Source organism: Sphingopyxis bauzanensis (genome assembly GCF_002205675.1).
GTDB lineage: Bacteria > Pseudomonadota > Alphaproteobacteria > Sphingomonadales > Sphingomonadaceae > Sphingopyxis > Sphingopyxis bauzanensis.
The window spans coordinates 552844-579572 of the sequence record NZ_NISK01000003.1 but is presented as its reverse complement, the minus strand read 5'-3'; the positions used below and the strand labels follow the sequence as shown (position 1 = coordinate 579572).

At 64.4% G+C, this 26729-nt stretch carries 27 protein-coding genes; 19 read left to right on the top strand and 8 right to left on the bottom strand.

Annotated elements, in window-relative coordinates; genetic code table 11:
• Window positions 1-61: 61 nt before the first annotated feature.
• From CDQ92_RS14175 to CDQ92_RS14165, 3 genes are read right to left on the bottom strand one after another with little or no spacing between them, the layout of a single operon-like run.
• Window positions 62-499 carry a chemotaxis protein CheW gene (locus CDQ92_RS14175; RefSeq protein ID WP_169714569.1) on the bottom strand — a complete coding sequence of 146 codons (438 nt, stop codon included), beginning with the start codon at window positions 497-499 and terminating at the stop codon, window positions 62-64.
• Window positions 496-2892 carry a chemotaxis protein CheA gene (locus CDQ92_RS14170; protein ID WP_229667337.1) on the bottom strand — a complete coding sequence of 799 codons (2397 nt, stop codon included), beginning with the start codon at window positions 2890-2892 and terminating at the stop codon, window positions 496-498. Before CDQ92_RS14170 ends, CDQ92_RS14175 begins: the two co-directional genes overlap by 4 nt.
• A gap of 60 nt (window positions 2893-2952) precedes the next feature.
• Complete coding sequence (locus tag CDQ92_RS14165) at window positions 2953-3597, bottom strand: histidine phosphotransferase family protein (protein WP_088441994.1); 645 nt, start codon at window positions 3595-3597, stop codon at window positions 2953-2955.
• A gap of 225 nt (window positions 3598-3822) precedes the next feature.
• Between CDQ92_RS14165 and CDQ92_RS14160 the strand changes: the two genes are divergently transcribed.
• The 4 genes from CDQ92_RS14160 (at window position 3823) to mtgA (ending at window position 7255) form a co-directional block, all read left to right on the top strand.
• Window positions 3823-4779, top strand: coding sequence for an RluA family pseudouridine synthase (locus CDQ92_RS14160; RefSeq protein WP_088441993.1), 957 nt, complete (start codon window positions 3823-3825; stop codon window positions 4777-4779).
• 83 nt (window positions 4780-4862) lie between these two features.
• A complete protein-coding gene (rpoH, locus tag CDQ92_RS14155; RefSeq protein WP_088441992.1) occupies window positions 4863-5762 on the top strand; it encodes an RNA polymerase sigma factor RpoH in 900 nt (299 codons plus the stop codon).
• Window positions 5763-5866: 104 nt separating this feature from the next.
• A complete protein-coding gene (locus CDQ92_RS14150) occupies window positions 5867-6481 on the top strand; it encodes a hypothetical protein (RefSeq protein WP_088441991.1) in 615 nt (204 codons plus the stop codon).
• A gap of 60 nt (window positions 6482-6541) precedes the next feature.
• A complete protein-coding gene (gene mtgA / locus CDQ92_RS14145) occupies window positions 6542-7255 on the top strand; it encodes a monofunctional biosynthetic peptidoglycan transglycosylase (RefSeq protein ID WP_088441990.1) in 714 nt (237 codons plus the stop codon).
• A gap of 98 nt (window positions 7256-7353) precedes the next feature.
• On the opposite strand, the gene CDQ92_RS14140 is transcribed toward mtgA, so the two are convergent.
• Window positions 7354-8655 carry an Hsp70 family protein gene (locus CDQ92_RS14140; RefSeq protein ID WP_088441989.1) on the bottom strand — a complete coding sequence of 434 codons (1302 nt, stop codon included), beginning with the start codon at window positions 8653-8655 and terminating at the stop codon, window positions 7354-7356.
• A gap of 190 nt (window positions 8656-8845) precedes the next feature.
• Between CDQ92_RS14140 and CDQ92_RS14135 the strand changes: the two genes are divergently transcribed.
• From CDQ92_RS14135 to CDQ92_RS14120, 4 genes are read left to right on the top strand one after another with little or no spacing between them, the layout of a single operon-like run.
• On the top strand, window positions 8846-9484 hold the full coding sequence (locus CDQ92_RS14135; RefSeq protein ID WP_088442264.1) for a 50S ribosomal protein L25/general stress protein Ctc: 639 nt from the start codon (window positions 8846-8848) through the stop codon (window positions 9482-9484).
• Window positions 9485-9541: 57 nt separating this feature from the next.
• Window positions 9542-10111, top strand: a complete 570-nt coding sequence (gene pth, locus CDQ92_RS14130) for an aminoacyl-tRNA hydrolase (protein WP_088441988.1) — start codon at window positions 9542-9544, stop codon at window positions 10109-10111.
• A 5-nt stretch (window positions 10112-10116) separates the two neighbouring features.
• The gene (locus CDQ92_RS14125; RefSeq protein WP_088441987.1) at window positions 10117-10629 is read left to right on the top strand and encodes a P-loop NTPase family protein; all 513 of its coding nucleotides are present in this window, start codon (window positions 10117-10119) and stop codon (window positions 10627-10629) included.
• Window positions 10630-10687: 58 nt separating this feature from the next.
• On the top strand, window positions 10688-11683 hold the full coding sequence (locus tag CDQ92_RS14120) for an SDR family NAD(P)-dependent oxidoreductase (RefSeq protein ID WP_169714568.1): 996 nt from the start codon (window positions 10688-10690) through the stop codon (window positions 11681-11683).
• 5 nt (window positions 11684-11688) lie between these two features.
• Here CDQ92_RS14120 and CDQ92_RS14115 read toward each other — a convergent pair whose 3' ends face one another.
• Window positions 11689-12357 (bottom strand): CAP domain-containing protein, encoded by a 669-nt coding sequence (locus CDQ92_RS14115; protein ID WP_088441986.1) that lies wholly within the window; start codon window positions 12355-12357, stop codon window positions 11689-11691.
• Between the two features lie 131 nt (window positions 12358-12488).
• On the opposite strand from CDQ92_RS14115, the gene ychF reads away from it, so the two are divergent.
• The gene (gene ychF, locus CDQ92_RS14110; RefSeq protein ID WP_088441985.1) at window positions 12489-13586 is read left to right on the top strand and encodes a redox-regulated ATPase YchF; all 1098 of its coding nucleotides are present in this window, start codon (window positions 12489-12491) and stop codon (window positions 13584-13586) included.
• 164 nt (window positions 13587-13750) lie between these two features.
• Here ychF and CDQ92_RS14105 read toward each other — a convergent pair whose 3' ends face one another.
• A complete protein-coding gene (locus CDQ92_RS14105) occupies window positions 13751-14152 on the bottom strand; it encodes a MerR family DNA-binding protein (protein WP_088441984.1) in 402 nt (133 codons plus the stop codon).
• A 41-nt stretch (window positions 14153-14193) separates the two neighbouring features.
• On the opposite strand from CDQ92_RS14105, the gene CDQ92_RS14100 reads away from it, so the two are divergent.
• The 5 genes from CDQ92_RS14100 to CDQ92_RS14085 all read left to right on the top strand — a co-directional run bounded on the left by CDQ92_RS14100 (window position 14194) and on the right by CDQ92_RS14085 (window position 18245).
• A complete protein-coding gene (locus CDQ92_RS14100; RefSeq protein WP_188682353.1) occupies window positions 14194-14931 on the top strand; it encodes a glutaredoxin family protein in 738 nt (245 codons plus the stop codon).
• Window positions 14928-15242 carry a hypothetical protein gene (locus tag CDQ92_RS14095; RefSeq protein ID WP_144035789.1) on the top strand — a complete coding sequence of 105 codons (315 nt, stop codon included), beginning with the start codon at window positions 14928-14930 and terminating at the stop codon, window positions 15240-15242. Before CDQ92_RS14100 ends, CDQ92_RS14095 begins: the two co-directional genes overlap by 4 nt.
• Window positions 15243-15719: 477 nt before the next feature.
• Window positions 15720-15959, top strand: coding sequence for a hypothetical protein (locus tag CDQ92_RS21685; RefSeq protein ID WP_229667335.1), 240 nt, complete (start codon window positions 15720-15722; stop codon window positions 15957-15959).
• Window positions 15892-16623 carry a hypothetical protein gene (locus CDQ92_RS21680; RefSeq protein ID WP_229667332.1) on the top strand — a complete coding sequence of 244 codons (732 nt, stop codon included), beginning with the start codon at window positions 15892-15894 and terminating at the stop codon, window positions 16621-16623. Before CDQ92_RS21685 ends, CDQ92_RS21680 begins: the two co-directional genes overlap by 68 nt.
• A 56-nt stretch (window positions 16624-16679) precedes the next feature.
• The gene (locus CDQ92_RS14085) at window positions 16680-18245 is read left to right on the top strand and encodes an alkaline phosphatase D family protein (protein ID WP_088441981.1); all 1566 of its coding nucleotides are present in this window, start codon (window positions 16680-16682) and stop codon (window positions 18243-18245) included.
• Here CDQ92_RS14085 and CDQ92_RS14080 read toward each other — a convergent pair.
• The gene (locus CDQ92_RS14080; RefSeq protein WP_158213853.1) at window positions 18242-19039 is read right to left on the bottom strand and encodes a DUF1206 domain-containing protein; all 798 of its coding nucleotides are present in this window, start codon (window positions 19037-19039) and stop codon (window positions 18242-18244) included. The two genes, CDQ92_RS14085 and CDQ92_RS14080, sit on opposite strands and share 4 nt — an antisense overlap.
• Before the next feature lie 64 nt (window positions 19040-19103).
• Window positions 19104-20936, bottom strand: a complete 1833-nt coding sequence (mutL, locus tag CDQ92_RS14075; RefSeq protein WP_088441979.1) for a DNA mismatch repair endonuclease MutL — start codon at window positions 20934-20936, stop codon at window positions 19104-19106.
• 195 nt (window positions 20937-21131) lie between these two features.
• On the opposite strand from mutL, the gene CDQ92_RS14070 reads away from it, so the two are divergent.
• Genes CDQ92_RS14070 through rodA form a run of 5 tightly spaced genes read left to right on the top strand, consistent with a single transcriptional unit; the run spans window position 21132 to window position 26642 of the window.
• Window positions 21132-22178: a rod shape-determining protein gene (locus CDQ92_RS14070; RefSeq protein WP_088441978.1), complete on the top strand. Its 1047-nt coding sequence runs from the start codon at window positions 21132-21134 to the stop codon at window positions 22176-22178.
• 17 nt (window positions 22179-22195) lie between these two features.
• Window positions 22196-23101 carry a rod shape-determining protein MreC gene (gene mreC / locus CDQ92_RS14065; RefSeq protein ID WP_088441977.1) on the top strand — a complete coding sequence of 302 codons (906 nt, stop codon included), beginning with the start codon at window positions 22196-22198 and terminating at the stop codon, window positions 23099-23101.
• Window positions 23098-23622: a rod shape-determining protein MreD gene (locus CDQ92_RS14060; protein WP_088441976.1), complete on the top strand. Its 525-nt coding sequence runs from the start codon at window positions 23098-23100 to the stop codon at window positions 23620-23622. Before mreC ends, CDQ92_RS14060 begins: the two co-directional genes overlap by 4 nt.
• Before the next feature lie 6 nt (window positions 23623-23628).
• A complete protein-coding gene (gene mrdA, locus CDQ92_RS14055) occupies window positions 23629-25539 on the top strand; it encodes a penicillin-binding protein 2 (protein ID WP_088441975.1) in 1911 nt (636 codons plus the stop codon).
• Window positions 25536-26642, top strand: a complete 1107-nt coding sequence (gene rodA / locus CDQ92_RS14050) for a rod shape-determining protein RodA (RefSeq protein WP_088441974.1) — start codon at window positions 25536-25538, stop codon at window positions 26640-26642. The genes mrdA and rodA overlap by 4 nt, the downstream gene beginning before the upstream one ends.
• Window positions 26643-26729: the final 87 nt, after the last annotated feature.

The following is a 26729-nucleotide window of genomic DNA, read 5'->3' as shown; positions in this document are numbered from 1 at the left end:
TTCCTCCGCAACACCCAGATTTCACGTCATGCTAGTTTCAAGGAGTGTCTAGCCCGTTAATTCATGCAGCCTTGAGTGCAGGCAGGGTGATGAAATGCGACGGATCGACCACCAACAGCGAAGCGCCCTGATGCTCGATCATGCCATCGGCGACCCGCGCCCAGCCGGGAAGCAATTTGCCCGCCACCCGTGTTTCGGGCGCTTCGATAAAACATACATCCTCGATCGCGTCGGCGAGCAGCGCATAGCCATGGTCGGCGACGTCGACCACGATCACCCGCTGCCCCGCCGCAACGGGAACCGGCGACAGGCCGATGACAACATGCGGATCAATCAGCGTGAACACGCGGCTGCGTAGCGCGAAAAGGCCCGCGACATGCGGCGGCGCGCCGGGAACTTCGACCGGAATGCCGACGGTCACCACCGAATTGATCGCACGGCTGCGCAGGGCGACGCGGGTGTCGGCGATGCGCGCGATCAGATAAAGTTTTTCCATCATGCGCGGCCTCCTCCGATGCGGCGGGCCAGCGCGTCGAGCAGCGCCTGGCGATCGTAGCGATAAACGGTTTCGTCATCCGGCCCCGCCGCGGCAATCGCGCTGCGCAGGCGGATAACCGGAATTTCGTCGCCGACATGCGCACAGGACGCGCCGTCGTCGGTCAGGCAGAGCAACACATCGGGCGCTTCCTCCACCACATCCTTGTCCGACACCACCCGGTAACCGGCGCTGCGCAGGATCGGCGCGAGAAAATTGCCGCCCCAGCCATCATGATCGTTGGCCAGGCGGCAGAGCGGCTGGTTCAGCGCGGCCTCGGCATCCAGTACCGCATATTGCGCCATCAGCCAGAAGGGATCGATCAGTTCGACGGGCTCGCCGCTGACCAGCACGACTCCGGCGATGAGCCCCGGCGCCGCCGACGGTTGCACCGCATCGGGCAAACGCACGATGTCGATGACCTCGGCGATTGGATAACAGAGCACCGATTGCCCGTCGAACAGCCGCAGCAGCTTCAGCGATCCCTCCGCTTCGGGCAGGTTCGCGGTATGGACGGGAAAAATCTCGTCGCCGATCTGCACCTGAACGCGGCCCGCGCTTTCGAACAGCGCCGATGCGGGGACTTCCTCGACCCGCTCGATGACCGACAACCGGACCCCGCGGACCCGGCAATTCGTATCGCGGAACAGCAGCAGCTGCGCGGCGTTGCGCGCGGCGTTCGCCTGCGCTTCGGCGGCGGCCATCTGATCATGGTTGCGGCCTGTTTCGGTCGCGTCGATCGCTGCAGCGGCCACCAGCCCCTGCACATCGAGCAACAATACCGGGCGGCCGTTGTCGGGCAACGTCGTCCCGGCGTAAAGCCCCGTCGCCATGATCATCGGCGCGGCGGGCTTGATCACGAGTTCCTCATGGTCGTGGATCGCCGCGACACTCAGCGCATAGCTTTGTCCCTGCCCCGGGCGCACGATCACCAGCGCGCGGTCATCGACATCGTCGTCGTCGCTCGTTTCACGTCCGAGCACTTTCTCGAGCCGCAGCAACGGATATTGTTCGCCGCGTACCGTCGCCAATTCGCCGCCACCGACGCGATCGATCCGCACCGTGTCGCCACTTTCGAGCAGGATTTCGCGCACTGCGCCGCGCGGAATGGCAAAATATTGCCCTGCGGCGCGCACCATCAGCCCGGAAATGATCGTCAGCGTCATCGGCACACGCAGCAGGATGGTCAGCCCCCGGCCCTCATCATTGCGCAGTTCGACGACGCCGCCGATCTTTTCGACATTCGCCTTGACGATGTCCATGCCGACGCCGCGCCCCGAGACTTCAGTAATTTTTGCCGCGGTCGAAAAGCCCGGACGAAAGACGAGTTCCAGCTTGTCCTTGACCGACAGGGTGCGCGCTTCGGCGGCAGTGATCGCGCGCGATGCGATCGCCTTGGCGACCAGCACATCGGGCGACATGCCGCGGCCGTCGTCGCGGATTTCGATTTCGATCTGGTTGCCCGACTGACGTGCTGACACCGAAATGGTCGCGGTGATGTCCTTGCCCGCAGCCACGCGGTCTTCGAGCGCTTCGATGCCATGGTCGATCGCGTTGCGCACGATGTGGATCAACGGGTCGCGGATATTCTCCATCATCTCGCGGTCAAGCTCGACTTCGCCGCCGCTGGTCTGGAATACGATCTTCTTGCTCATGTCCTGCGCCAGATCGCGGACGATGCGCGGCAGCGGCGCGAACAGCTTGTCGATCCGCTGCATCCGCATCTGGCTGACCGACTGGCGCATGCCGGCGATCGAATCTGACAGCCGGTCGAAAGAGGCGATCACCGTCGGACTGGCGCCCGAATCGCGGAGCATCCGGGCAAATTCGTTGCGTGCGAGCACAATGTCGGTGACCCCGGTCATGACGCTATCGAGCAGCGGGAGCGGAACGCGGATCGAGCGCCAGCTTTGCAGTTCGGCCTCGAGATCATCGTCGCGGCGGAGCGGCACCCCGGCAACGTCATATCCGGTCTCGGTCGTCGAATCTTGTTCGGCAAGCGCCGCGATGACGTCGCTGTCGTCACCAGCCGGTTCGACGCCATCTTTGCCCAAGGCAGCGCAGACAATGTTCAGCCGGTCGATGATGCCAAGCACGCCTGTAACGAGCGCGGCATTGGCTGGGTGGTTCCCGCGGCGGACCTGGTCGAGCGCGTCTTCGGCCGCATGCGACAGTGCAGTAACGCGCGGCAGAGCGAGGAAACCCGAGCTGCCTTTGATCGTGTGGACAAGGCGAAAAATGGCGTCGAGTTGGGCGCGATCAGCGGGATCAGCCTCCCACGCGACGAGCGCCCCACCGGCTTCGGCAAGGATTTCCGCCGTTTCGGCCAAAAAGTCGTTCAGCAGATCGTCTATCACGGTACCGGTGCGCCCCAGAAACTGAAGCCGCACCATGGCGGACAATGGTTAAGGGAGCCTTTACCCGCGGCCGCGAAGCACCGCGCCAACTAGTAGCGACGTCGGCGTTTCGCGCGCGAGCATGACGGTGCCGCCATTCTGCGCCGCGACCGCCTGCACCAGCACCGCGGGTGCGGTGCGCGAGGTCATGGCGGTGGCGCCTTCGCCGTCGCGCAGGATGGTTTCGACATCGGCGTCAAGGAAGATGCGTTCGGCCTCGACATGCAACGCGATTTCGGTCGCATCCCCCTGCTTTTCGCAACCAATGTCGAGCCGTCCGCCGCGGACGAGAGCATCGACGAGCAGCAGCGACAGGTTGAGGATGATCTTCACCGCCGGTTTGGGCAGCGGGTCGCTGCCGATCATCCAGTTGAGTTCGATCGCGCGGTCGCCGATGATCCCCTGGATCGCCGATTTGGCCTCGTCTGCGGGCACCAGCTCGCCGAAGCCGCCTGCAGAGCCGAACGCCAGCCGAAAGAATTTCAGTTTGTTCGCCGACGTCCGCGCGCTTTGTTCGAGCAGTTCAAAACAGCGTTCGCGCATCGCCGGGTCTTTTTCGTCGGCGAGCAGTTCGAGCCCGTTGGCGAACGCGCCGACCGGGCTGAGTAGATCGTGGCACAGCCGCGAGGCCAGCATAGAGGCGAAATCGACGCGGTCGTCGGACATGGATTGGTTAACTCCCCGCAAGCCAGACATTTCCGGCGCGCGGATGCTCCCTAGGACAGGCATCAACCCAGAGGCAAGTAGCATCCCCAAAACCGTTGGCATCGAGCGAAGTCGAGATGCCTATCGTTCGCGCGCGCCCTCGGGGGTGTCTCAAATGCGCTCGACACGGACGGAACCGAGAGAGCGCATCTTGAAATTCCGCCGTCAATTTCCACATCCTCATCAATGCAGGGGGATGACAATATTTTGACCGTGACGCTCGACGATAGCGCAGCTGGACTGCGACTGGACCGGGCGCTGGCCGAAGCCTTGCCCGACCTGTCGCGCGAGCGGGTCAAGAGCCTGATCAAGGATGGCCGCGTCAGTGACGCGAGCGGCACAATTCTGCGTGAGCCGTCGGCTAAAGCGGCCCTACCGGCGACGCTTGAAGTTCGCGTCCCCGCCGCCAAACCGACGCACAATGTCGCCCAGGACATGGGCCTGATCATCGCCTATGAGGACGAACATCTGATCGTCGTCGACAAGCCCGCGGGCATGGTCGTCCATCCCGCCGCGGGCAATTTTGACGGGACGATGGTCAACGCGCTGCTCCACCATTGCGCTGGGCAGTTGTCGGGGATCGGGGGCATCGCGCGTCCGGGCATCGTCCACCGCATCGACAAGGATACCAGCGGGCTGATCGTCGCCGCGAAGCACGACCGCGCCCACGAAGGGCTGGCCAAACAATTCGCCGCGCACAGCATCGACCGCCGCTATATCGCGATCGTCACCGGGCGCCCGATGCCCGCCAGCGGCACCGTCGATGCGGCGCTGGGCCGGTCGAACACCAACCGCAAGAAGATGGCGGTGGTCGCCGCTGATCGGGGTAAGCGCGCGGTCACGCATTACCGCACGATCGAGCCGCTGCGCCATGCCAGCCTGATCGAATGCCGCTTGGAGACCGGGCGCACGCACCAGGTGCGCGTCCATATGGCGCATATCGGCCATCCGCTGGCCGGCGACCCGGTCTATGGACGCGCCCGAAAGCCGCTGTCCGAGGTTCTGAAGGCGCGGAATTTCGTGCGGCAGGCATTGCATGCGGCCCATTTGGGCTTTATTCATCCGGTGACCGGTAACAACATCGCGCTCGACAGCGAAATCCCCCCGGACATGCGGGAACTGATCGACGAATTGCGCGTTTAGGTTTCGAATGAAAATCTATCTCGACCGCTTGCACAAACGGCGGCATATTCTGACTCCAGATACCAAAGGGAAGACGCTCTCCAATGGCTAAAAGCAATGTTCCGGCCACCGTGCCAGCGCTTGGCGGCGAAGCCAGCCTGAATCGCTATTTGTCGGAAATCCGCAAATTCCCCCTGCTTACCCCCGAGCAGGAATATATGCTCGCGAAACGGTTCCAGGAGCATGGCGACAACGAAGCTGCGGCGCAGCTCGTCACGTCGCACCTGCGGCTCGTGGCGAAGATCGCGATGGGCTACCGCGGCTATGGCCTGCCGGTCAGCGAACTGATCAGCGAAGGCAATATCGGCCTGATGCAGGGGGTAAAGAAATTCGACCCCGAACGTGGCTTCCGCCTCGCGACCTATGCGATGTGGTGGATCCGCGCGTCGATCCAGGAATTCATCCTGCGGTCGTGGAGCCTCGTCAAAATGGGCACCACCGCAGCGCAGAAGAAGCTGTTCTTCAACCTGCGCCGGATGAAGAACAACCTCGAAGCGTTCGAGGATGGTGACCTGTCGCCTGAACATCTGACCAAGATCGCGACCGACCTCGGCGTCACCGAGGAAGAGGTCACCAGCATGAACCGCCGCATGGCGATGGGCGGCGACACCTCGCTGAACGTCCCGATGGGTGAGGATGGCGACAGCCAGTGGCAGGATCTGCTCGGCGACGAAGGTCCACTCCAGGACGAGCGTGTTGCCGAGGCGCAGGAGCGTGACGTGCGCCATTCGCTGCTCAGCGAAGCGCTCGAAACGCTCAACGAGCGCGAACGCCATATCCTGACCGAACGCCGCCTGACCGACGATCCCAAGACGCTGGAAGACCTGAGCCAAGTGTATGACGTCAGCCGCGAACGGGTCCGCCAGATCGAAGTGCGCGCGTTCGAAAAGCTGCAAAAGGCGATGCTGAAGCTCGCCGGTGATCGTCGCCTCATCAACGCCTGAATCAACGCCTGACGATTTTACCGAATTAACCGATGCGCCCGCGATTTGACACGCGGGCGCATTGGACTAGCTTCCTCCTCGGGTTGAGCGAAGGGGGAAATATCATGTGGAAATGGATCCGGATTCCCAAGGGCATCGCGCTGCTGGCGTTCCTGTTGCCGTGGATGACCGTAAGCTGTTCCGAGCAGAAGCTTGTCGAAGCGAGCGGGTTTGGCCTCGCTTTTGGTCGCGTTACCGCCATGGGTCAGGCCTCGCAGGCCAGCGACGGCGCTTCGATGAATGTCTGGCTGATCCTCGCGCTGCTGGCGATCGCAGGCGGGCTGTTCCTGCTGTTCACCAAAGGGCGTGAGGCGGTGAAGCTGGTGCTCGGCACTTCGGTGGCGGCGCTGCTGCTGATCATCGTCGGCACCTGGCGCTACAGCAAGGATGCGATCATGGCTGAAGCCGCCAAAAATGACGGCGGCGCAATGGATCAGGCGGCGCTGGCGATGATCCAGGTCAATTGGCACTTCGGTTACTGGCTCGCGCTGCTGGCGCTGGTTGCCGCCGGAGCGATGGCGTGGCTTGTGATGAGCGGCAAGGAAGTCGAAGCCGAAGCCAAGATGCGCTCGCTCGCCGCCGATGCCACTGATGCGGCGAAGGGCGCCGCGGCCAAAGCCAGCGACGCGATCGACGCCGCCAAGGACAAAAAGGACGACGAGCCGCCGAAGGCGCCCTGAGACCGCGCGCAGTTTCAATCAGCCGCTTGCCGACCGCGGGCAAGCGGCTATGAAAACGGCATGACAACCGCCGCCAAAAAACGCCCGAAGCGCCGCAAGCTCCCCTGGTATTTGCGACCATTCAAATGGGTGCTGTGGTTCGTTGCGATCTCGGTGCTGTGGGTGTTGCTCTATGCGGTGGTGCCGCCACCGGTGACCTTCACGATGCTGGCGGACAGCAACGGGATCACCAAGGACTGGACGAGCCTGTCGGGCATCGACCGCAATATGGTGCGCGCGGTGATTGCGGCGGAGGACGGCAAATTCTGCTCCCATAATGGCTTCGACACCGAAGCCATCGAACAGGCAATCGAACGCAACGCCAAAGGCAAGCGGATGCGCGGCGGGTCGACGGTGAGCCAGCAGACCGCGAAGAACGTCTTTCTGTGGCAAGGCACGGGCTGGACCCGCTACGTCCGCAAGGTACCAGAAGTGTGGTTCACCTTCCTGATCGAGACGATCTGGGGCAAGCGGCGGATCATGGAGGTCTATCTGAACGTCGCCGAGACTGGCATCGGCACCTATGGCGTCGAAGCGGGGGCGCAGCGGTATTTCAAGCATGGCGCGGGCAAGCTGACCCCGGCGGAGGCGGCGCGCATCGCCGCGATCCTGCCGCTGCCGAAGAAACGCGCCGCGATCAGCCCGTCGGGCTTTACCCGCAGATACGGCAACACGATCCGCGCCCGCATCGGCCAGGTGCGCCGTGATGGGCTGGACGGGTGTGTGTATAGCTGAAAAGAACCCGCGTTGGGGTGAGGAGCGGGCCGAGCTAATCCTCCCCCGACGGGGGAGGATCGCTGACGGCGGCAATTGGTCGTTACCCATTACCCCCGTCACGCGGCCCACTCGCCCGGATCATCCTCCGCGCCAATCAACGCCAGCCCATGCGCGATCGACGTCAGTTCGCCGCCGGTCGCAATTCGCTCTGCGCCGAACCGTCGTTCGAACATTGCACCGATCGCGGGGATCAGCGACGACCCGCCGGTCAGGAACACCCGGTCAATGCTCTCCGGCGCCGCCCCAGCGCGAGCCATCGCGGCATCCATCGCGGCCTCGATCCGCCGCAGATCGTCGGCGATCCACGTCTCGAAATCGGCGCGCCGCACTGTGGCGGCAATATCGACCCCCTCGCCGGAAAAGCGAAATTCGGCCTGGCTTTCGCTCGACAGCGCGCGCTTGAGCTTCCCCACCGCATCATAGAGCGGAAAGCCCTGCTCATGCTCGATCAGCGCGATCATCCGCCCGATCGGTTCGGGGTCGACCGCGTCGCGCTGAAGCCGCGCCAGTTCGGCCATCGTCCGCCGGTTGCGCATCAACGCCAGCCGCGACCAGTCGGCGAAGTCGCGGAAATGGCCGCCCGGAATTTCGAGCAGCTTGTCGAACGAGCGATACAGTCCGCCTTTACCAAGCAAGGGCAGCACGAGACGATCGATGATGCGGTAATCGAACCGGTCACCCGCAATGCCGATCCCCGATGATGCCAGCGGCACGCAGCGCCGCGGCGCGCCGGGCGCGGCAACGCGGACGATCGAGAAATCTGTGGTGCCGCCGCCGAAATCGGCGACCAGGATCGTCGCGGGCTCGGTCAGCCGCGCGGAATAGCTGTGCGCCGCGCCCAGCGGCTCGTGCACGTAGATAATCTCGGTGCCAAAGGCTGCGAGCATCGCGTCATAGCGTTGCCGCGCCAGCACCGGATCGGGCCGTGCTCCGGCATATTCGACCGGTCGCCCGACGATTACCCGCTGCGGCAGCGTATCAAGCCGCCCGCCGGCATGCGCGACCAGCCGCTGGAGGAACAGGCGCCCCATATCCTCGAACCGATAGGGCTTGTTGAAGATCAGCGCGCGCTCGAACGACGCGCTGGCGGCAACGCTTTTGAACGACTGGACGAAGCGGCTGTCGAGCGGCGACTGGAGATATTCGGTGATCGCCCACGGCCCCGCCTCATGCGCAATCCCCTGCCACGCCCGCTCCTCTTCCCAGAAACACAGCGCCGAGCGGAATACCGCACCGGTGGCGTCGTCCCCGGCATATTCGACCAGCTGCGATCCGCCCTGCCCGTCAGTCAACGCAACAACGGTATTGGTGGTCCCGAAATCGAGCCCGAGCGCGCTGGCCGTGGCGTGGCTGGTCATGGCGTGCTCCTCTGGCTGATCCGGCGGGGCGGCGCCTATTGCATGGCGCGGCAAAGCGGGCAAGCCACGCGCATCGAATGATCCGCCCGCGCTTGCATTTCCCGCGCTTCCCCGCTAAGCGCCGCCGCTTCCGACCATGGTCATCCCTGGAGGCGTGGCGGACTTTGAAACTTTTTCTCGGAGAATAATGATGAGCGACCAGCTGGTGCTGTCGGCCGAGACGCGTGATCGGGGAGGCAAGGGAGCCTCGCGTGAACTGCGTCGTGAAGGCCGTGTCCCCGCCGTTGTCTATGGCGGCAAAGAAGAACCCCTGATGATCCACGTCGAAGAAAAGCTGCTGATGAAGCAGCTGATGACGGGTCATTTCATGAACTCGGTCGTGATGATCGACGTCGGCGGCAAGCAGATTCGCACGCTGCCCAAGGACGTCGCGTTCCACCCGGTCAAGGATCGTCCGATCCACGCCGATTTCCTGCGCATTTCAAAGGATTCGAAAGTCCAGGTCGCGGTGCCCGTGGTGTTCATCAACGAAGAAGCCTCGCCGGGCCTGAAGCGCGGCGGCGTGCTGAACATCGTTCGCCACGAACTCGAACTGATCTGCGACGCGGACAAGATGCCCGACGACATCGAAATCGATGTCACCGGTTATGATGTCGGCGATTCGATCCACATCAGCAACGTGACCCTACCCAAGGGGAGCGAAAGCGCGATCACCGATCGCGACTTCACCATCGCCACGATCGTCGCCCCCTCGGCGATGAAGTCGAGCGAAGGCGATACGACCGTCGACGACGGCGAAGCTGCTGCCGAAGGCGGCGAAGAAGCCTAAATCCATTCGGACGGCCCCTCCCGCAGTGGGAGGGGCCATCCACGAAAGGCGCTTGCCATGCAGCTCTGGGTCGGCCTCGGCAATCCCGGTCCGCAATATGCGATGCACCGCCACAATGTCGGCTTCATGGCCGCCGATGTCATCGCCAACGTCCACGACTTTTCGGCACCCGCGAAGAAATTCCAGGGCTGGATTCAGGACGGGCGCATCGGATCGACGCGCATCCTGCTGCTCAAACCCGGTACCTTCATGAACGAGAGCGGCCGCAGCGTGCGTGCCGCAATGGATTTCTACAAACTCGCGACGCCCGACGTGACCGTCTTTTACGACGAGCTCGACCTGATTCCGATGCAGGTGAAGGTCAAGCGCGGCGGCGGGGCGGCGGGGCACAACGGCATCCGCAGCATGATCCAGCATATCGGCGAGGATTTTCGCCGCGTCCGCATCGGCATCGGCCATCCTGGCCACAAGGACCGCGTCACCGGCCATGTGCTGGGCAATTATCACAAGAGCGAGATGGAGCCGCTGATCGACCTGCTCGGCGCGATTGCTGCCGAGGCGCCATGGCTGGCCGAGGACAATGATGTGCGCTTTCAGAGCGATCTGGCGCTGCGTCTGCAGGGCTGACGATCGTGCAGCGCGTGCTGATCATCGGGCCGTGCGGCGCCGGGAAATCGACGTTGGCCGCCGAATTGGGACGAACGCTGGACCTGTCGGTTTATCACATGGACCAGCTCAACTGGCGTCCCGGCTGGATTGAAAGCAGCAAGGATGAGATCCGCGCCTGGCTGGCCACCATCACCGCCAGCGACCGGTGGCTGATCGACGGTAATTATGGCGGGACGCTCGATGCGCGACTGGCACGCGCCGATACCGTCGTCTATCTCGATTTTCCGATCCGGCTGTGCGCCTGGCGCGTGTTGCGCCGGATCTGGACCTATCGCGGGCGAACGCGGCCCGACATGACCGAAGGCTGCCCCGAGCGTTTCGACCTCGAATTCTTCCTCTACCTCCTCGCGTGGAACAGCGGGCCACGGTTGCGTACCGAAGAGCGGCTGCGCGAATATGGCGGCCGCGTCGTGCGGCTCAGAAATCCGGCAGCACTGCGGGAATGGCGCGCTTCGCTGGACAAAGCGACCGCCTGACCCCGGTTTGGCGTTGGCGCAAAATTCAGGCATGATCGCTCCTGAAAAGGAGCCTGCCATGCTTATCCCTTCCCGTCCCAGCCGCCGCGAACTCATCGCTGGCGCCGCAGCATTGACCGCCACCACCCCTGCCCTGCTGCATGCTGCAACGCCCGCGGCAGCGCCGTCGCTGAAAGGCCGCACGATCCTGATAACCGGCACTTCGAGCGGGTTTGGCCGGGTCGGCGCGCTTTATTATGCCGGGCTAGGTGCCAAGGTCATCGCGACGATGCGCGGGCTGCCGCGGCCCGAGGCGGATACGCTCGCCGCCGAGGCGGCCAAGGAGAAACTCGACCTGCATATCGTCGAAATCGATGTGACCAGCGACGTCTCGGTCGCAGCAGGCACCGCCAAAGCGCTGGAAATCGCTGGGGGGCGCATCGACACGCTGATCAATAATGCCGGGATCGGGATCACCGGGCCGGTCGAAGTTCAGGACATGGAAGCGACGAAGCTGATCTTCGATACCAATGTCCTGGGCATCCAGCGGATGCAGCTTGCGCTGTTGCCCCAGATGCGCGCAGCAAAGAGCGGGCAGATCTTCAACATCTCGTCGCAGTTGGGGCGCGTCATCGTGCCGGGCGGCGGCCATTATTCGGCGACAAAGTTTGCGGTCGAGGCGATGTCTGAACAGCTTGCCTATGAGCTCGTCCCGCATGGCATCGAGGTCACGGTTATCCAGCCGGGTGGTTATCCGACCAAGGTGTGGGTCAATCGCAACGCCTATACCGGCGCGCTCAAGCAGCGCAGCGATGCGGCGGTGCTCGAAGCCTATGCGCCGTTCACAAAGGGCATGGGGACCGAGGACGGTAGCGGGCGCAGCGCCGATCCGCTCGACGTGCCGCGGGCGATTGCCGAGGTCATGGCGATGCCCGCGGGCAAGCGTCCGCTGCGCCGTGCGGTGCATCCGGGCAACAAGCCGCAGGAGGCGATCAACCGCGTTTCGGCCGAGGTTCAGCTGGCATGGCTGGGCGGCAGTGCGCTGGGGCCGCTGATCAAGGCGGTCCACGACTGACCGGACTAGCGCGGAGCAGTCACCGGCGGCCGTTTCGGCGGCGGCGGCGGCGATCCGTCGGGGCTGTGCGACATCAGCGTCACGCACATCGTCCGGTGGACGCGGTGCGGGCCGCAGGCGATACCGGCATAGCGATGCGTCGGACGCAGCAGGCTGTGGCGATGGCCGCGGCCGGGGACACCGTCGTCGATCAGCAATTGATGCACCACCCCCGCCGCGCTGTGGTGGCCATAGGTGATGACCTCGTTGACGTAAGGACCGCCACCGCGCGCCTTCATGCGTTCGCCGGGGCCATTGCCGCGGGTATAGTGGCCGACTGCGCCTGACCGCGACTGAACCGCAACATGATCGGCCGCGGCGGCGGCCAGCAGGTCGCTTTGCTGAAACCGTGGCAACGGCTTTTCGGAACGCAGGTCGCGGATAGCTTCGTCGACAGCGGCGACGCCTTCGTTGGTCAGGATGTCGATTTCGCCATCGGCTTCGCCGCGCAGGCGTCGGCCCTCGAAGCGCGGAAGGTAGCCGCGCAGGTCGCTGGCATAGGCGGCAGGGTCGCTGCGAAAGCGATTCAATTCGGCGAGCACACCGGCTTCGAAACGGCTGGGCGCAGCGCTGGTGGCGACCGCACCAAGACCCAACACCAGCGCGGCAGTGGTCCATCGAACAGGGATCATCATGGCGCCCGCGATAAAGCCGCAAGGCTGAACCCTTCGCAACGATAATCTGGCGCGTCAAAAGCTGGCGTCGCAGGCGACTTGGCGCTAGGGGCGCTGCAACCCCGGCGTCATGCCGGTCACACGGAGTTTTTATGGGTTTCAAATGCGGGATCGTCGGCCTGCCCAACGTCGGCAAGTCCACCCTGTTCAACGCGCTCACCGAAACGGCGGCGGCGCAGGCGGCTAATTACCCCTTCTGCACGATCGAGCCGAACATCGGCAATGTCGCGGTCCCCGACGCGCGACTGGAAAAGCTCGCTGCAATTGCGAGCAGCAAAAAGATCATCGCGACGCAGCTCGCCTTTGTCGACATCGCGGGTCTTGTCCGCGGCGCGTCGAAGGGCGAGGGTCTGGGCAACCAGTTCCTGGGCAACATCCGCGAAGTCGATGCGATCGTCCACGTTCTGCGGTGTTTCGAGGATGACGACATCCAGCATGTCGAAAACAAGGTCGATCCTGTCGCCGATGCCGAGACGGTCGAGACCGAACTGCTGCTGTCCGACCTCGAAAGCCTGGAAAAGCGCGTCCCCGCCTTTGTGAAAAAAGCCGCGCAGGGCGACAAGGAAGCCAAGATCGCCGCATCAGTGCTGGGCCAGACGCTCGAACTGCTGCGCGAAGGCAAGCCCGCGCGATTGACCGAACCGAAGGACGACGAAGAAGCCCGCGTGCTGCGCACCGCCCAGCTGCTGACGTCAAAACCCGTGCTCTATGTCTGCAACGTCGATGAAGGCAGCGCCGCCAACGGCAATGCCTTCTCGGAAAGGGTGTTCGCCAAGGCGGCCGCCGAAGGCGCGCAGGCGGTTGTCGTGTCGGCCGCGATCGAAAGCGAGCTGGTGACGATGGACATGGCCGACCGGCTGGAATTCCTCGAAGAAATGGGCCTGCACGAAACCGGCCTGGCGCGCGTCATCCGCGCCGGGTACGAGCTGCTCCACCTGATCACCTTCTTCACCGTTGGTCCGCAGGAAGCGCGCGCGTGGACCGTCCATACCGGCGCCACCGCGCCCGAAGCCGCGGGCGAGATCCACAGCGATTTCCAGAAAGGCTTCATCCGCGCCGAAACGATCGCCTATGACGATTACATCGCATTGGGCGGCGAAGCGCGCGCACGCGAAGCGGGTAAGCTGCGCGCCGAAGGCAAGGCCTATGTTGTGCATGACGGCGACGTGATGCATTTTTTGCATAGCTGAGGGTCGGTTTTTGCGGGGAGCGGACGTTCCAACAGATCGTCGACTCCGCGAAGGCGGGTGCCGCAATCGGCCTTTTCCTGAGTCGCGGCGCAAACCGACGGCGGCCGCCGCCTCCGCGGGGGCGGCGGCGAGTATCGACCGCTAGCCGCCATTGTGCAACCGGTTTACGGCTCGAACGCCGCCAAGATCGGACATGGCCCCTTGTCGCTCGCAGCACATTGGTCCGCCAGCCGCGCCAACGCCGCGCGCGTTTGCGTCATCTGCGCTATCTTGGCGTCCAGGGCGTCGATGCGCTGCCGCGCCAAGCCACGCACGCGCACCCGGTCGTCGCTTTCTTCCAGCGCGAGCAGCTCAGTGATTTCTTCGAGGGTGAAGCCCGACGCTTGCGCCGACCGGATGAATTTGAGTCGCCGCAGATCATTCTCGTCATAGCGGCGCACCCCGCCGCCCCAGCCGTCGCCGCCGCGGCGCGCGGGCGTCCCCATCAGGCCGCGGCGCTGATAATAGCGGATCGTTTCGACGCCGACGTCGCCTGCTGCGGCCAATTTTCCGATGGTCAATTGCATCGCTTGACTCCGTACTATGGTACGGAGCCTATATGGGTTGCATGACAAACCAAGCAACCCTTCATCGCATGGTCATGCCGGGACACACCTGCCCCTATGGCCTCAAGGCAAAACATCTCCTGAAACGGCGCGGCTTTGCGGTCGACGACCGCTGGCTGACGACGCGCGGCGAGGTTGACGCATTCAAGGCAGAACATGGCGTCCAGACGACGCCGCAGACTTTTATCGATGGCGTCCGGATCGGCGGCTATGACGATCTGCGCCGCCATTTCGGCCTGACAGTCGCCGATCCCGATGCGATCAGCTATCGCCCCGTTATAGCCCTGTTCGCGATGACGGCGCTGATGGCGCTGGCGGCGAGTTTAGCGGCGTTCGGTAATGCGTTCACAATGCAGGCGGGCGAATGGTTCATATCGTTCAGCATGGTCGTGCTGGCGCTGCTCAAGCTGCAGGACATCGGCAAGTTCGCGACGATGTTCCTGAATTACGACCTGCTGGCGCGCCGCTGGGTGCCTTATGCAACGATCTATCCCTTCGCCGAGGGGTTGGCGGGGGTGTTGATGACCGCGCACGCGCTGCCGTGGCTGTCGATCCCGGTCGCGCTGTTCATCGGCGGCATCGGCGCAGTTTCGGTGTTCAAAGCGGTCTATATCGACAAGCGCGAGCTGAAATGCGCGTGCGTCGGGGGCAGCAGCCGAGTGCCGCTGGGCTTTGTTTCGCTGACCGAAAATCTGGCGATGGTCGGCATGGCATTTTGGATGCTATGGATGCTGTCGTGACGATGATCCACCATCTTTTGCTCGCACTGTTCCTGATCGGCCTGTCGTTGCCGTCAGTGACCGCGCCCGTGCAGGCCGAGTCCATGGCGACCGACTGCCATGGCGCGATGCCAATCAATACGTCGCACCACCAACCCGATGCCGACAACGGCAAAGCCGCGGCGCATGTCTGCATCGGTTGCGTCGCCAGCACCCCGGCGGTCGCAGCGGCGACACGCGCGCCGCTGCCCGCACTCTTGCCGCCGATTCGACTAGTGGCGATACTGACCGGCGCCAATGCGCCGCCCCGCATCCTCCCGCCCCGACCCTGACAGCCACAAAACCCAACCGCGATTTTCCGATCCGGTCAGGACGAAACTAAATGAAAACGCCATTTATGGCGGGGCGCGGCCGCGCTCGCCCTCCTCCCGCTGTCCGTTACCACGCAAGCCATAGCGGGCATGATCCCCGCGCGGGGCATGCGATGCCCGCCGCCGAACCCAAAACCGCCGATCCGGTCGACCATAGCGCGATGGATCCTGGCACCATGGACCATGGCGCGATAGACCATAGCAGCCCGAGCGCCCCCCGAAGGATCGGGCACCGCGCGTCTGCCCGCCAACGAGGGCGGCCACGCCGGCCTGCACATCGACGCGGGCGACGACTGGATGGTGATGACCCACGTCTTTGCCTGGGGCGTCTATGTCGATCAGTCGGGGCCGCGCGGCGACGACAAGGCCTATGTCCAGTCGATGCTGATGCTGTCGGGCGAAAAGCAGACCGAATGGGGCTGAATCCAGCTGAAGTTGATGATGAGCCTGGAGCCGTTGACGTCGAATTTCGGCTATCCCAATCTGTTCGCGACCGGCGAAACGGCAGGCGGCGAACCTTTAGTCGATCGCCAGCATCCGCACGACCTGTTCATGGAGCTGGCGGCGCGGATCGACGTCAATGTCGGCGATGATGCGCGGCTGTTCGTCTATGGCAGCCCGGTCGGCGAGCCCGCGATCAGCCCCAGCGCCTTTATGCACCGCGGCAGCGCGCTATAATCCCGAGGGGCCGATCGCCCATCACTGGTTCGATTCGACGCACATCACCTCTGGTGTGGCGACGCTGGGCTATGCGACGCGCGCTATCCAGCTCGAGGGATCGCTCTTCACCGGCCGCGAGTCCGACGAGAAACGCTGGAACATTGAAGGCCCGCGTTTCGACAGCTGGTCGCCGCGCGGCACTTGGACCCCCTCCCCCGCCTGGGCGTTGCAGGTCAGCCATGCGCGGCTGAAAGAACCCGAGGCGCAGCATCCGGGCGAGAATGGGCATCGCACCACGGCGAGCATCAGCTATGCCAACGGTCGCGGCCTGTCGGCGACCGCCGCGTACAGCGAGAAGAACCGCGATCCCGGCGCCACGCTGAGCGCATGGCTGGCCAAGGTAAACTGGGATCGCGACGATCATCACACATTGTTCGGGCGGGTGGAAAATGTGAAGAATGACGAGTTGTTCAGCGACCATGATGACCCGCTGCACGATGTGCCGTTCCGCGTGATCGAGTTTCAGGGGGGCTATGCTTGTCGCCTGCCAATCATCGGGCCGCTGAATTTGGCGCTCGCGGGCAGTATCGCGGCGTTCGACAAGCCGCGCGCGCTCAATGCCGCCTATGGCAAGAACCCGAGCGGCGCGATGGTCTTCGCCCGATTGAGCATCGGTCATTGATGTAACTTATGGCTGGGCTATCGAAGGTGAACGATTCGCGCCGATGGAGCCAAGCCATGTACAACCGCCGCCACTTCCTTACCGGGGCGACCCTTGCCGGCCTCGCCGCACCGGCGATCGTCCGCGCGCAGGGCATCTTGCGCGACTTTCCGTTCAAGCTGGGCGTTGCGGCGGGCGATCCCGCCAGCGACGGTTTCGTCATCTGGACCCGGCTGGCGCCCGAACCGATGGAGCGCCACGGCGGGATGCCGCTGACCAACGTGCCGGTCGAGTGGGAGGTCGCGAGCGACACAGGGTTTCGCGACGTTGTCGCCAAGGGGACCGAACTGGCGCGGCCCGAATTGGCGCACAGCGTCCATGTCGAAGTGGCAGGGCTGCTGCCCGATCGTCCCTATTATTACCGCTTTACCGCGGCGGGCGAGCGCAGTCTGCGCGGCCGCGCGCGCACCCTGCCCGCCCCCGGCGCCAGGGTGGACGCGCTGAAATTCGGGGTCGCCGGGTGCCAGCATTTCGAGTCCGGGTTCTACGGCGCCTATCGCCACATGGCGCGCGAAGACCTGGCGTTCGTCTATCATTATGGCGACTTCATTTACGAGTATCAGCAGAATTACCTCTACGACAGCGGCCTACCGATCCGGCCGGTGCGCCGGTACGAACAGCGCGCGCTGATCGACGTCACCGATTTCCGTGCCGCCTACGCGCAAACGCTGCTCGACATCGACCAGCAGGCGGTCCGTTCGGTCCACGCGCATCTGTCAAGTTTCGACGATCACGAGATCATCAACAATTGGGTGTCGGATGCTGCCAATTGGAAGATGGACCTGTCGGGCAATGATCCCGATGCCGCGCCGGCCGACGTCTTTATGCTCAAAAAACAGGCGGCGCTGCAGGCGTGGTACGAACATATGCCGGTGCGCAAGGCGTTGCTGCCGCGCGGCGGCATGATCGCGATGAACCGCGAGTTCCGCTATGGCGACCTGATGGCAATACAGTTGCTCGACACCCGTCAATATCGCACCGACCAGCCATGCGGCGACGGGTTCAAGCCCGCCTGCTCAGACGTGTTCGCGAAAGACCGGCAGGTGCTGGGCAAGGCGCAGGAAGAATGGCTGGGCCGCAACCTGGCGCGCGGCGGGGCGATGTGGAACACGCTGGCGCAGCAGGTGACGATGATGTCGCTCGACCGTCGCCGTCGCCCCGACGAAACGCAAAAGATCCTGAACATCGACAGCTGGGCGGGCTATGAAGAGCCACGCCAGCGCATATTGTCGCGCTTTGCAGGGCTGAAAAACTGCATCGTTCTGACCGGTGACGAGCATCAGAACTTCTGCGGCGACCTGGTCCAGCGCGACAAGGTGGTCGGAGCCGAATTCGTCGCGACGTCGATCAGCAGTGGCGGCGACGGCAGCGACAAGCGGAGCGGCACCGACGAGTGGCTGGCGCGCAACCCCGAGCTGAAATTCGCCAATGACCAGCGCGGCTATCTGGTGTGCGAGGTCGGCCGCGAGGCGTGGCAGACGCATTTCATGGTCGTCGACAAGGTCACGACGCCGGTGAACAACCTGTCGAAGCGCGCGACCGCGGTGGTCGAGAACGGGGTTGCCGGGATCAAGATGGCTTAGCTCGCAGCGGCCTTGAGCCGCGCGACGACATCCTCATCGCGGATCCGGCGCCACTTGGCTTCAACAAAGCTGTGGACGCCGAACAGGAACAGGCCGGCGGCGACGAGCAGATACAGCTCGGCATGTTCGGTCAGCGCCGACAGCGCATCGCCGAGCCCTTTGACCTCGCCCGCAGAGTCGAACCAGCCGGCACGGATCAGCGACACGCCGATGACCGCGAACACCACCGCGCGCGCGGCGAGACCGACGCGGCCAACGGGGACGACCCACGCGGGCGCATCGGCGGCGACGCCCTGCATGAACTCGGTCGTCCAAGCCTTCATCGCCTGATGCGCTGCGGCGGCGAGAAAACATAGTCCGATAGCGCCGAGCAGCGTGCCGCCCAGCGGCATGTCGAGCAGCATCCCCGCCGCCGCCTGTTCTTGGTCGCCATCGCTACCCGCAGGATGGCCAGATGCAAGCCGGACCGCAGCCCATGCCAGGATGAAATGCGCAATGCCGCTCGCCGCATAGCCGACGCGGATCGCAATGCCCGTGGCATCGTCGCCCTTGCCTTCGCTATCGAGCGCCGCGCCATAGAGGCGATAGGCGCCATAAAGCGCGAGACCGATCGCCAGCAGCACGAGCAGGTAAGTGCCGCCAGACATGTCCTTCACCGCGCGGAACACGCCTTGCGGGCTGGCGTCCGAAGCGTTGGCGCTGGTCAGCGCAAAAAAGGCGAGCAGGCAGTAAACGACACCCCGCGCGCACCAACCAGCACGGGCAAAGGTTTCGAGGCGGCGCAGTCGGTTCATCGGGGTCGCTCCTGTCGGGATGTCGTCAGGCAACGTCCCGGCGCGAGCGCGGTTCCGTGTTGGACTATTTCCGGCCGAACAATCGCTCGACGTCGTCCATCGCCAGTTTGACCCACGTCGGGCGGCCATGGTTGCACTGGCCGCTGTGCGGCGTGACTTCCATCGTGCGAAGCAGCGCGTTCATTTCCGCGACGCTGAGGGTGCGGCCGGCGCGGACCGAGCCGTGGCAGGCCATGGTGGCTGCGACGAGTTCGAGCTTTTCGTTGAGCCCGAGCGCGGCGTCATAGCCCGCCAGATCGTCGGCGATGTCGGTGACGAGTTCGCGGCAGTCGATCGCGCCGAGCATAGCCGGGGTCGCGCGGACCATCACTGCCGCCGGGCCGAAGCGTTCGAGCTCGACCCCGAGCGCGGCGAGCTGCGCCGCGGCGGCTTCAAGCCGGTCACAGGCGGGTTCGTCGAGCTCGACGACTTCGGGGAGCAACAGGCCTTGGCTTGGCACCGCCTGCCCGCTCATGCCGCGGCGGAGTTGCTCGAGCACGAGGCGTTCATGCGCGGCGTGCTGGTCGACGATCACGAGGCCGTCCTCGGCCTCGGCGACGATGTAGGTGCGCGCGATCTGGCCGCGCGCGATACCTAGCGGATGCGCGTCACCCTGCGGTACTGGCGCGGTCGCAGTTTCGGCGCGGCCCATTGGCAGCGTATCATGGGGCAGCGCATCGCGCGGCGGCGCGAATTCGATCACGCGATCGCGGAGCAGTGCTTGGGTGGCGGAAACGCCATCGCCGCCGAACAGATGCGTCGCCGGGGCGTGCGGATAGGGCAGATGCGCGGCGAACAGCGTCGGCGCGGGCGGCGCCAACGGTTCCTGCTGCCACGCCGCGAGTGCGGCCTCCGCGGGGCGCTGGACGCTGCGAAAGCCATGTTCGTCGAGCGCGCGGCGCAGGCCGCCGACGATCATCCCGCGGATCAGCTGCGGGTCGCGAAAGCGCACCTCGGTCTTGGCCGGATGGACGTTGACGTCGACCTCGCCGCCCGGGACGTCGAGGAACAAAGCGACGACGGGATGACGATCGCGCGCGAGCAGGTCGGCGTATGCGCCGCGCAGCGCCCCGACGAGCAGCCGGTCCTTCACCGGACGGCCGTTGACGAACAGATATTGATGGTCGGCGATGCCGCGATTGTAGGTCGGCAGGCTGATCACCCCGCCGATATGGACGTCACCGCGGTCGAGATCGACGCCAATGCTGTTTGCGGCGAGATCGCGCTGGGTCAGCGCCGCGACGCGGCTCAATTGGTCCTGCTCGCCCTGCACATCGAGCACGCGGCGCCCGTCATGTTCGAGCGTAAAGCCGACATCGGAGCGCGCCATCGCGAGCCGCCTCACGACGTCGAGACACGCGGAATATTCGCTGCGCGCGCTGCGCAGGAATTTGCGGCGGGCAGGAACGCACGCGAACAGAGCCTCAACGACGACGCGGGTGCCGTTGGCGAGCGCTGCCGGCCCTTCGGCGACCACCACGCCATTGTCGACGACCAGCCGCCAGCCCTCACCGCCCGCCACCCGGCTTTCGAGCGTCAGCCGCGCGACGCTGGCGATCGACGGGAGCGCTTCGCCCCGAAAGCCCAACGTGGTGACATCCTCGATCGCGTCGTCGGGCAACTTCGACGTGGCATGGCGTTCGAGCGCCAGTGCCATGTCGGCGGGGGTCATCCCGCAGCCGTCATCCTCGACCTCCAGCCGCGAAATCCCGCCTTCGGCGATTCGCACCGCAATGCGCGTCGCCCCGGCGTCGATGGCGTTTTCTACCAGTTCTTTGAGCGCTGCGGCGGGTCTTTCGACCACTTCACCGGCTGCGATCCGATTTACGAGCGTTTCAGGCAGGCGACGTATTGACATGGGGGCTGTCCTAGCGCAGTCGAGCGCAAATCGCGACCCACCCGCACAGCCTTATCATATTGTCCAGCCAGCCTCCATCGGCCGAGCCGGAATCTCTCCCTGATTGGTCCTGTCGCCGGCCGGGCGCGCAGGTGTAACGACGCGGCGGCGTGGCCCTTCCCCAGGACCAGCGCCGATGACAGGGAAGCAGTATCGATGTCATTCTTTTCTCGTTGGTTCAAATTCAACTCCCAAGACATGGCGATCGACCTCGGCACCGCCAACACGGTGGTCTATGTGCGCGGCAAGGGGATCGTGCTGAACGAGCCTTCGGTCGTTGCGGTCGAGACGATCAACGGGATCAAGCGGGTCAAGGCGGTCGGCGACGACGCGAAGCTGATGATGGGCAAGACCCCCGACAGCATCGAGGCGATCCGCCCGCTGCGTGACGGTGTCATCGCCGACATCGACGTCGCCGAACAGATGATCAAGCACTTCATCACCAAGGTCCACGGCGGCAAGCCCAATGCGTTCCGCAGCCCTGAAATCGTGATCTGCGTTCCGTCGGGTTCGACCAGCGTCGAGCGCCGCGCGATCCGCGACGCCGCGTCGAACGCGGGCGCCAGCGAAGTGTGGCTGATCGAAGAACCGATGGCCGCTGCGATCGGCGCCGACATGCCGGTCACCGAACCGATCGGGTCGATGGTCGTCGATATCGGTGGCGGCACTACCGAAGTCGCAGTGCTGTCGCTCCGCGGCCTCGCCTACACCACCTCGGTCCGCGCGGGCGGTGACAAGATGGATGAAGCGATCGTCTCCTATGTCCGCCGCCACCATAATCTGTTGATCGGCGAAGCGACGGCTGAGCGGATCAAGAAGGATTTTGGCATCGCGCGCATCCCCGCCGACGGCGTCGGGCTGACGATCCATATCAAGGGCCGCGACCTCGTCAACGGCGTGCCCAAGGAAATCTCGATCAACCAGGCGCAGATCGCCGAAGCGCTGTCCGAACCGATCGGTACGATCGTCGAAGGCGTCCGCATCGCGCTGGAAAACACCGCCCCCGAACTGGCCGCCGACATCGTCGATCAGGGCATCGTCCTGACAGGCGGCGGCGCGCTGATCGCCGAGCTCGACGAACTGCTCAAGGAAGCAACGGGCCTGCCCGTGACGGTCGCCGACGATCCGCTGACCTGCGTCGCGATCGGCACCGGCCGCGCGATGGAAGACCCCGCCTTCCGCGGCGTACTCCAGCAAGCTTGAGCGAGCGTATCTGAACTATGGTCCGCCCGGTACATCGACGTCCGGGGCAATCCCGAAAGGCCCAATACAGCCTGTTTGCGGCCTATGTCATCGCGGTGACAGGGGCGGTTGCGGGACTGTTGCTGGCGATCCTGTCGGTCGTTGACCCCGTCGGATTTGCGCAACTGCGTCTGGCAAGTCAGGAAATCACCGCGCCGATCGCGCGCGTGTCGCGATCGGTGATTGGCTCGATCTCGGGCATCGACGATAGTGTCGGCGCTTATGTCCGCGCCGGTTCGCAGAACCGGCGGCTGCGCACCGAACTGGCCGACACGCGCCGCGAGTTGGTCGCCACCAGTACGTTGCAGGAAGAGAACCGCCAGCTAAAGGCGCTGCTCAAGCTGCAGGAAACCGACAAGACCGCGCTCGCCAACGGTTACCTGCTCACCTCGACCTCAACCAGCAGCAAGCGCATCGCGCTGCTCAGTATTGGCCGCAACCTGGGAGTCGCCGCCGGCCAGCCGGTGCGCGGCGCGGACGGGCTGATCGGGCGAGTGCTCAGCAGCGGCCCCTCGGTGTCGCAAGTGCTGCTGCTGACCGACGTGGACAATATCGTGCCAGTGCGCCGCGCGCGCGACGGCCTGCCCGCGCTTGCCTATGGCCGCGGCAACGGCGATCTCGACATCCGCACCCTCAATATTGCCAACAACCCGTTCAAGCCCGGCGACATATTGGTCACATCGGGTTCCGGCGGGCTGTATCCGCCGAACATTCCGGTCGCGATCGTCGTGCGGCGGCAGGATGACGGCGCCCTCGCCCGCCCGCTCGCCGATCCAGGCAAGGTCGATGCGGTGTCGGTGCTGCGTCCTTACACGCCCGACAATATCGAGGCGCAGCGCGCGCCGCCCTCCCCACCCGCCCCGGTGCCGGAACCCGCGCCATGAACAAGACCGCCGCGCCGCGCCTCGGCGAGCCGGCATCGCTGTGGCGGATGCGGATCGTGCCGGTGGCGACGGTGATGCTTGCCTCGGCATTGCCGCTGATGCTGCCACTTGTTGCCAACTCGCCGGTGCTGCCGCCGCTCGGCCTACTGTTCTTTTTGTGCTGGCAATTGCTGCGAACCGAAATGTGGCCGGTGTGGATCGGCCTGCCGCTCGGGCTGTGGGACGATCTGTTCAGCGGCCAGCCGATCGGCACCGCGGTCGGGCTGTGGACGCTCGCCAGCATCGCGATCCATTATTCGTCGCAGCGCATCTATTGGCGCGGTTTCCTGCACGATTGGGTTATCGCGGCCTTGCTGATCGCGAGCATCCAGTCGCTTGCAGCGCTGATCGCGCACCCGGGCGCGGCGACCGGCCGCGTCCTTGGCCTGGTCGTACCGCAAATCGTCATTTCCATTCTGCTTGTGCCATTGTTCATGCGCCTGACCGGCAAGTTTGACAATTTCCGACTGAAACGCCGATAGTCCCCCATGGCACGCGGCAAAAGCCCCCCCATTACTGAAGCCTGGCGCGGTTTCACCTTCACCCGCCGCGCGTTAATCGTCGGCGGCGCCCAAGCCGCGGTGGGCGTCGCGCTCGCGGCGCGCATGGCCTATATTTCGGTGGTCGATAACGATCGCTATGTCCTTGAATCTGAAAGCAATCGTGTCAACCTGACGCTTGTGCCGCCGCGCCGCGGGTGGATCGTCGATCGCAACGGCAAGGCGCTGGCCAACAACCGCGTTTCGCTGCGCATCGACATCATCCCCGACCGATTGCACAATCGCGAAATCGTGCTCGGGCAATTGCGTACCCTGTTGCAGCTCGACGGCGACACGATGGAAAGGATTAACCGTGACCTGAAGGCCGCTTCGGGATTCCAGCCCGTCGCGGTCGCCGAGGACATGAGCGAGGCCGAATATGCCTCGATCCTCGTTCGCCTGCCCGAATTGCCCGGGATCGCGCCGCAGCGCGGCTTTGCGCGTAACTACCCGACCGGGGCCGCGGTCGGCCATCTGATCGGCTATGTCGGCGCTCCCAATGCCGAGGAATATCAAAAGGCCAAGGATCCGCTCTACATCACCCCCGGGTACCGGATCGGCAAAGATGGGCTGGAGAAATATTTCCAGCCGATGCTGAAAGGTAAACCCGGTGCGCGACGCGTCGAGGTCACTGCGCGCGGCCGCGTGGTGCGCGACCTTGAAACCCAGCCCGATGTTCAGGGCAAGACCGTCCATCTGACGATCGATGCCGACCTGCAGGAATATGCCGCGCGCCGCATGGGCCGCGAATCGGGCGCCATCATCGTGATCGACTGCCTGAACGGCGACATCCTGTCGTTCATCTCGATGCCGAGTTTTGACCCCAACAGTTTTTCGGACGGGATCAGCAACAACGAATATAGCTGGCTGCGCGCCGATGATCATCAACCGCTGATCAACAAGGCGACACGCGGCCTCTATCCTCCCGGTTCGACGCTGAAACCGATGGCCGCAATCGCCGCGGTCGAGCATGGCGTAGATCCCAGCGAACGGCATACCTGCATCGGCGGTTACCGATTAGGCAATCGCTTCTTTCGCTGCCTTGGTACCCACGGCAGCATCGACATGCCGACCGCGATCATGAAAAGCTGCAACAGCTATTTCTACTGGCTCGCCCATCGGCTGGGCTATGACGCGATGGCGCCGACTGCGAAACTGCTGGGGCTGGGCGAGGAATTTCAGCTCGCAGGGAGCAACCAGCGCTATGGCACGATCCCCGACAGCGCGTGGAAACAGAGCAGGTACGACCAGAAATGGACCGCGTCGGACTCGCTGAACGCGGTGATCGGTCAGGGTTATGTCAGCGTCAATCCGCTGCAACTGGCTGTCATGTCGGCACGCATCGCATCGGGGCGCCGGCTCTACCCGCGCCTCATCAATCGCGCATTCCAGAACGAACCCCTGCCCTTTTCGCCCGAGGCGCTCGCCGTCGCACGCCAGGGCATGGACCTGGTCGTCAACGGCGCCGGCACCGCGGTGCGCAGCCGCTTGCCGCTCGACGGCATCACCATGGGCGGCAAGACCGGCACCGCGCAGGTGCGCGGCCTCGCCTCTGGCTCGCGCGGGCAGAGCGGGGCGTGGAAGTACCGCGACCATGGGCTGTTCGTCTGCTTCGCCCCCGTCGAGAACCCACGCTATGCGGCGTCGGTGGTGATCGAACATGGCATGGGCGGCTCGCGCGCCGCGGCGCCGATCGCGAAGGACATCTTCACCTTTCTCTACGACCGCGAAAAGGCGATGGAGGCGCTTGAGACGTTCGAGGCGGGCTGGGGCGGCACGATCAAGGAGCGGATGGAGCGCGACTATGCCGCCTGGAAGGCGGGCGCGTCGAGCGACCCCAACCCCGAGCTGCCGGAATGATCGTCGTGCCGCCCGCCATCCAGCGCATTCCGTGGAAACTGATCGCACTGCTGACCGCCATCACCGGCTTTGGCATCCTTGTGCTTTATTCGGCGGCGGGTGGCAGTTTCACGCCGTGGGCGATGCAGCAAACCGTGCGCTTTCTCGTCTTCCTGACCGTAGCGATGGCGATCGGGCGCTTTCCGCTCCGGATTTTCGAGGATTTCTCGTACATCGCTTACATCGGCGTGCTGGTGCTGCTGATCGCGGTCGAGCTGCTGGGCTTTGTCGGTGGCGGCAGCCAGCGCTGGCTGAACCTTGGTTTCATGAATTTGCAGCCATCCGAGCTGATGAAGGTCACTATTGTGGTGGCGCTCGCGCGCTTTTACGCGCAACTGCCGCCTGGCAACACGCGCAGCTGGACGGCGCTCTGGCCCGCGCTGATTATGATCGGCCTGCCCGCGGCGCTGGTCATGCTGCAACCCGATCTTGGCACCGCTCTGTCGATCTGTATCGGCGGCGTCGTGGTGATGTTCGTTGCGGGCCTGCCCTTCTGGTGGTTCGGCGGCACCGCGATCGCCGGGGCTGCGGCGCTCCCGATCTTGTTCTCGTTTCTCCACGACTATCAGCAAAAGCGGGTGCTGATCTTCCTCGACCCCGAAAGCGACCCGCTCGGCGCCGGCTATCATATCAGCCAGTCGAAGATCGCGATCGGCTCGGGCGGCGTCGGCGGCAAGGGCTTCCTCAACGGTTCGCAAAGCCATCTCGACTATCTACCCGAAGGACACACCGACTTCATTTTTGCGACGATGGCCGAAGAATGGGGGCTGATCGGCGGGCTGGCGCTGATCTTCGGCTTCTTCCTACTGCTTCGCTGGGGGACGCGCGTCGCCATCCGCGCGCGCACCCGCTTCGGCCAGCTGACCGCCGCGGGCCTTACGATGACGATCTTTTTCTACATCGCGGTCAATCTGATGATGGTGATGGGGCTGGCGCCCGTCGTTGGCATTCCCCTCCCCCTTTTCTCCTACGGCGGCTCGTCGATGCTCACCATCATGACCTGCGTCGGCATCATCCTGGCGATCGAAAACGACAGCAAAACCGGCACGCGCCGCTTTCATTGAGAAAAATCTTCGGCGCAGGCATTGCCATCCCCGTATCGGCATGATAGCGGGCCGCTCGCTTCGCAGCAAAGAGCCTTGCTCGCCGCC

What these genes read in the sequence shown, in the direction of transcription:
- CDQ92_RS14175 (WP_169714569.1), bottom strand. Translation starts at nt 499, where the DNA reads ATGATGGAAAAACTTTATCTGATCGCGCGCATCGCCGACACCCGCGTC.
- CDQ92_RS14165 (WP_088441994.1), bottom strand. Translation starts at nt 3,597, where the DNA reads ATGTCCGACGACCGCGTCGATTTCGCCTCTATGCTGGCCTCGCGGCTG.
- CDQ92_RS14160 (WP_088441993.1), top strand. Translation starts at nt 3,823, where the DNA reads ATGCAGGGGGATGACAATATTTTGACCGTGACGCTCGACGATAGCGCA.
- rpoH (WP_088441992.1), top strand. Translation starts at nt 4,863, where the DNA reads ATGGCTAAAAGCAATGTTCCGGCCACCGTGCCAGCGCTTGGCGGCGAA.
- CDQ92_RS14150 (WP_088441991.1), top strand. Translation starts at nt 5,867, where the DNA reads ATGTGGAAATGGATCCGGATTCCCAAGGGCATCGCGCTGCTGGCGTTC.
- mtgA (WP_088441990.1), top strand. Translation starts at nt 6,542, where the DNA reads ATGACAACCGCCGCCAAAAAACGCCCGAAGCGCCGCAAGCTCCCCTGG.
- CDQ92_RS14140 (WP_088441989.1), bottom strand. Translation starts at nt 8,655, where the DNA reads ATGACCAGCCACGCCACGGCCAGCGCGCTCGGGCTCGATTTCGGGACC.
- CDQ92_RS14135 (WP_088442264.1), top strand. Translation starts at nt 8,846, where the DNA reads ATGAGCGACCAGCTGGTGCTGTCGGCCGAGACGCGTGATCGGGGAGGC.
- pth (WP_088441988.1), top strand. Translation starts at nt 9,542, where the DNA reads ATGCAGCTCTGGGTCGGCCTCGGCAATCCCGGTCCGCAATATGCGATG.
- CDQ92_RS14120 (WP_169714568.1), top strand. Translation starts at nt 10,688, where the DNA reads ATGCTTATCCCTTCCCGTCCCAGCCGCCGCGAACTCATCGCTGGCGCC.
- CDQ92_RS14115 (WP_088441986.1), bottom strand. Translation starts at nt 12,357, where the DNA reads ATGATGATCCCTGTTCGATGGACCACTGCCGCGCTGGTGTTGGGTCTT.
- ychF (WP_088441985.1), top strand. Translation starts at nt 12,489, where the DNA reads ATGGGTTTCAAATGCGGGATCGTCGGCCTGCCCAACGTCGGCAAGTCC.
- CDQ92_RS14105 (WP_088441984.1), bottom strand. Translation starts at nt 14,152, where the DNA reads ATGCAATTGACCATCGGAAAATTGGCCGCAGCAGGCGACGTCGGCGTC.
- CDQ92_RS14100 (WP_188682353.1), top strand. Translation starts at nt 14,194, where the DNA reads ATGACAAACCAAGCAACCCTTCATCGCATGGTCATGCCGGGACACACC.
- CDQ92_RS21685 (WP_229667335.1), top strand. Translation starts at nt 15,720, where the DNA reads ATGATGAGCCTGGAGCCGTTGACGTCGAATTTCGGCTATCCCAATCTG.
- CDQ92_RS21680 (WP_229667332.1), top strand. Translation starts at nt 15,892, where the DNA reads ATGGCAGCCCGGTCGGCGAGCCCGCGATCAGCCCCAGCGCCTTTATGC.
- CDQ92_RS14085 (WP_088441981.1), top strand. Translation starts at nt 16,680, where the DNA reads ATGTACAACCGCCGCCACTTCCTTACCGGGGCGACCCTTGCCGGCCTC.
- CDQ92_RS14080 (WP_158213853.1), bottom strand. Translation starts at nt 19,039, where the DNA reads ATGAACCGACTGCGCCGCCTCGAAACCTTTGCCCGTGCTGGTTGGTGC.
- mutL (WP_088441979.1), bottom strand. Translation starts at nt 20,936, where the DNA reads ATGTCAATACGTCGCCTGCCTGAAACGCTCGTAAATCGGATCGCAGCC.
- CDQ92_RS14070 (WP_088441978.1), top strand. Translation starts at nt 21,132, where the DNA reads ATGTCATTCTTTTCTCGTTGGTTCAAATTCAACTCCCAAGACATGGCG.
- mreC (WP_088441977.1), top strand. Translation starts at nt 22,196, where the DNA reads ATGGTCCGCCCGGTACATCGACGTCCGGGGCAATCCCGAAAGGCCCAA.
- CDQ92_RS14060 (WP_088441976.1), top strand. Translation starts at nt 23,098, where the DNA reads ATGAACAAGACCGCCGCGCCGCGCCTCGGCGAGCCGGCATCGCTGTGG.
- mrdA (WP_088441975.1), top strand. Translation starts at nt 23,629, where the DNA reads ATGGCACGCGGCAAAAGCCCCCCCATTACTGAAGCCTGGCGCGGTTTC.
- rodA (WP_088441974.1), top strand. Translation starts at nt 25,536, where the DNA reads ATGATCGTCGTGCCGCCCGCCATCCAGCGCATTCCGTGGAAACTGATC.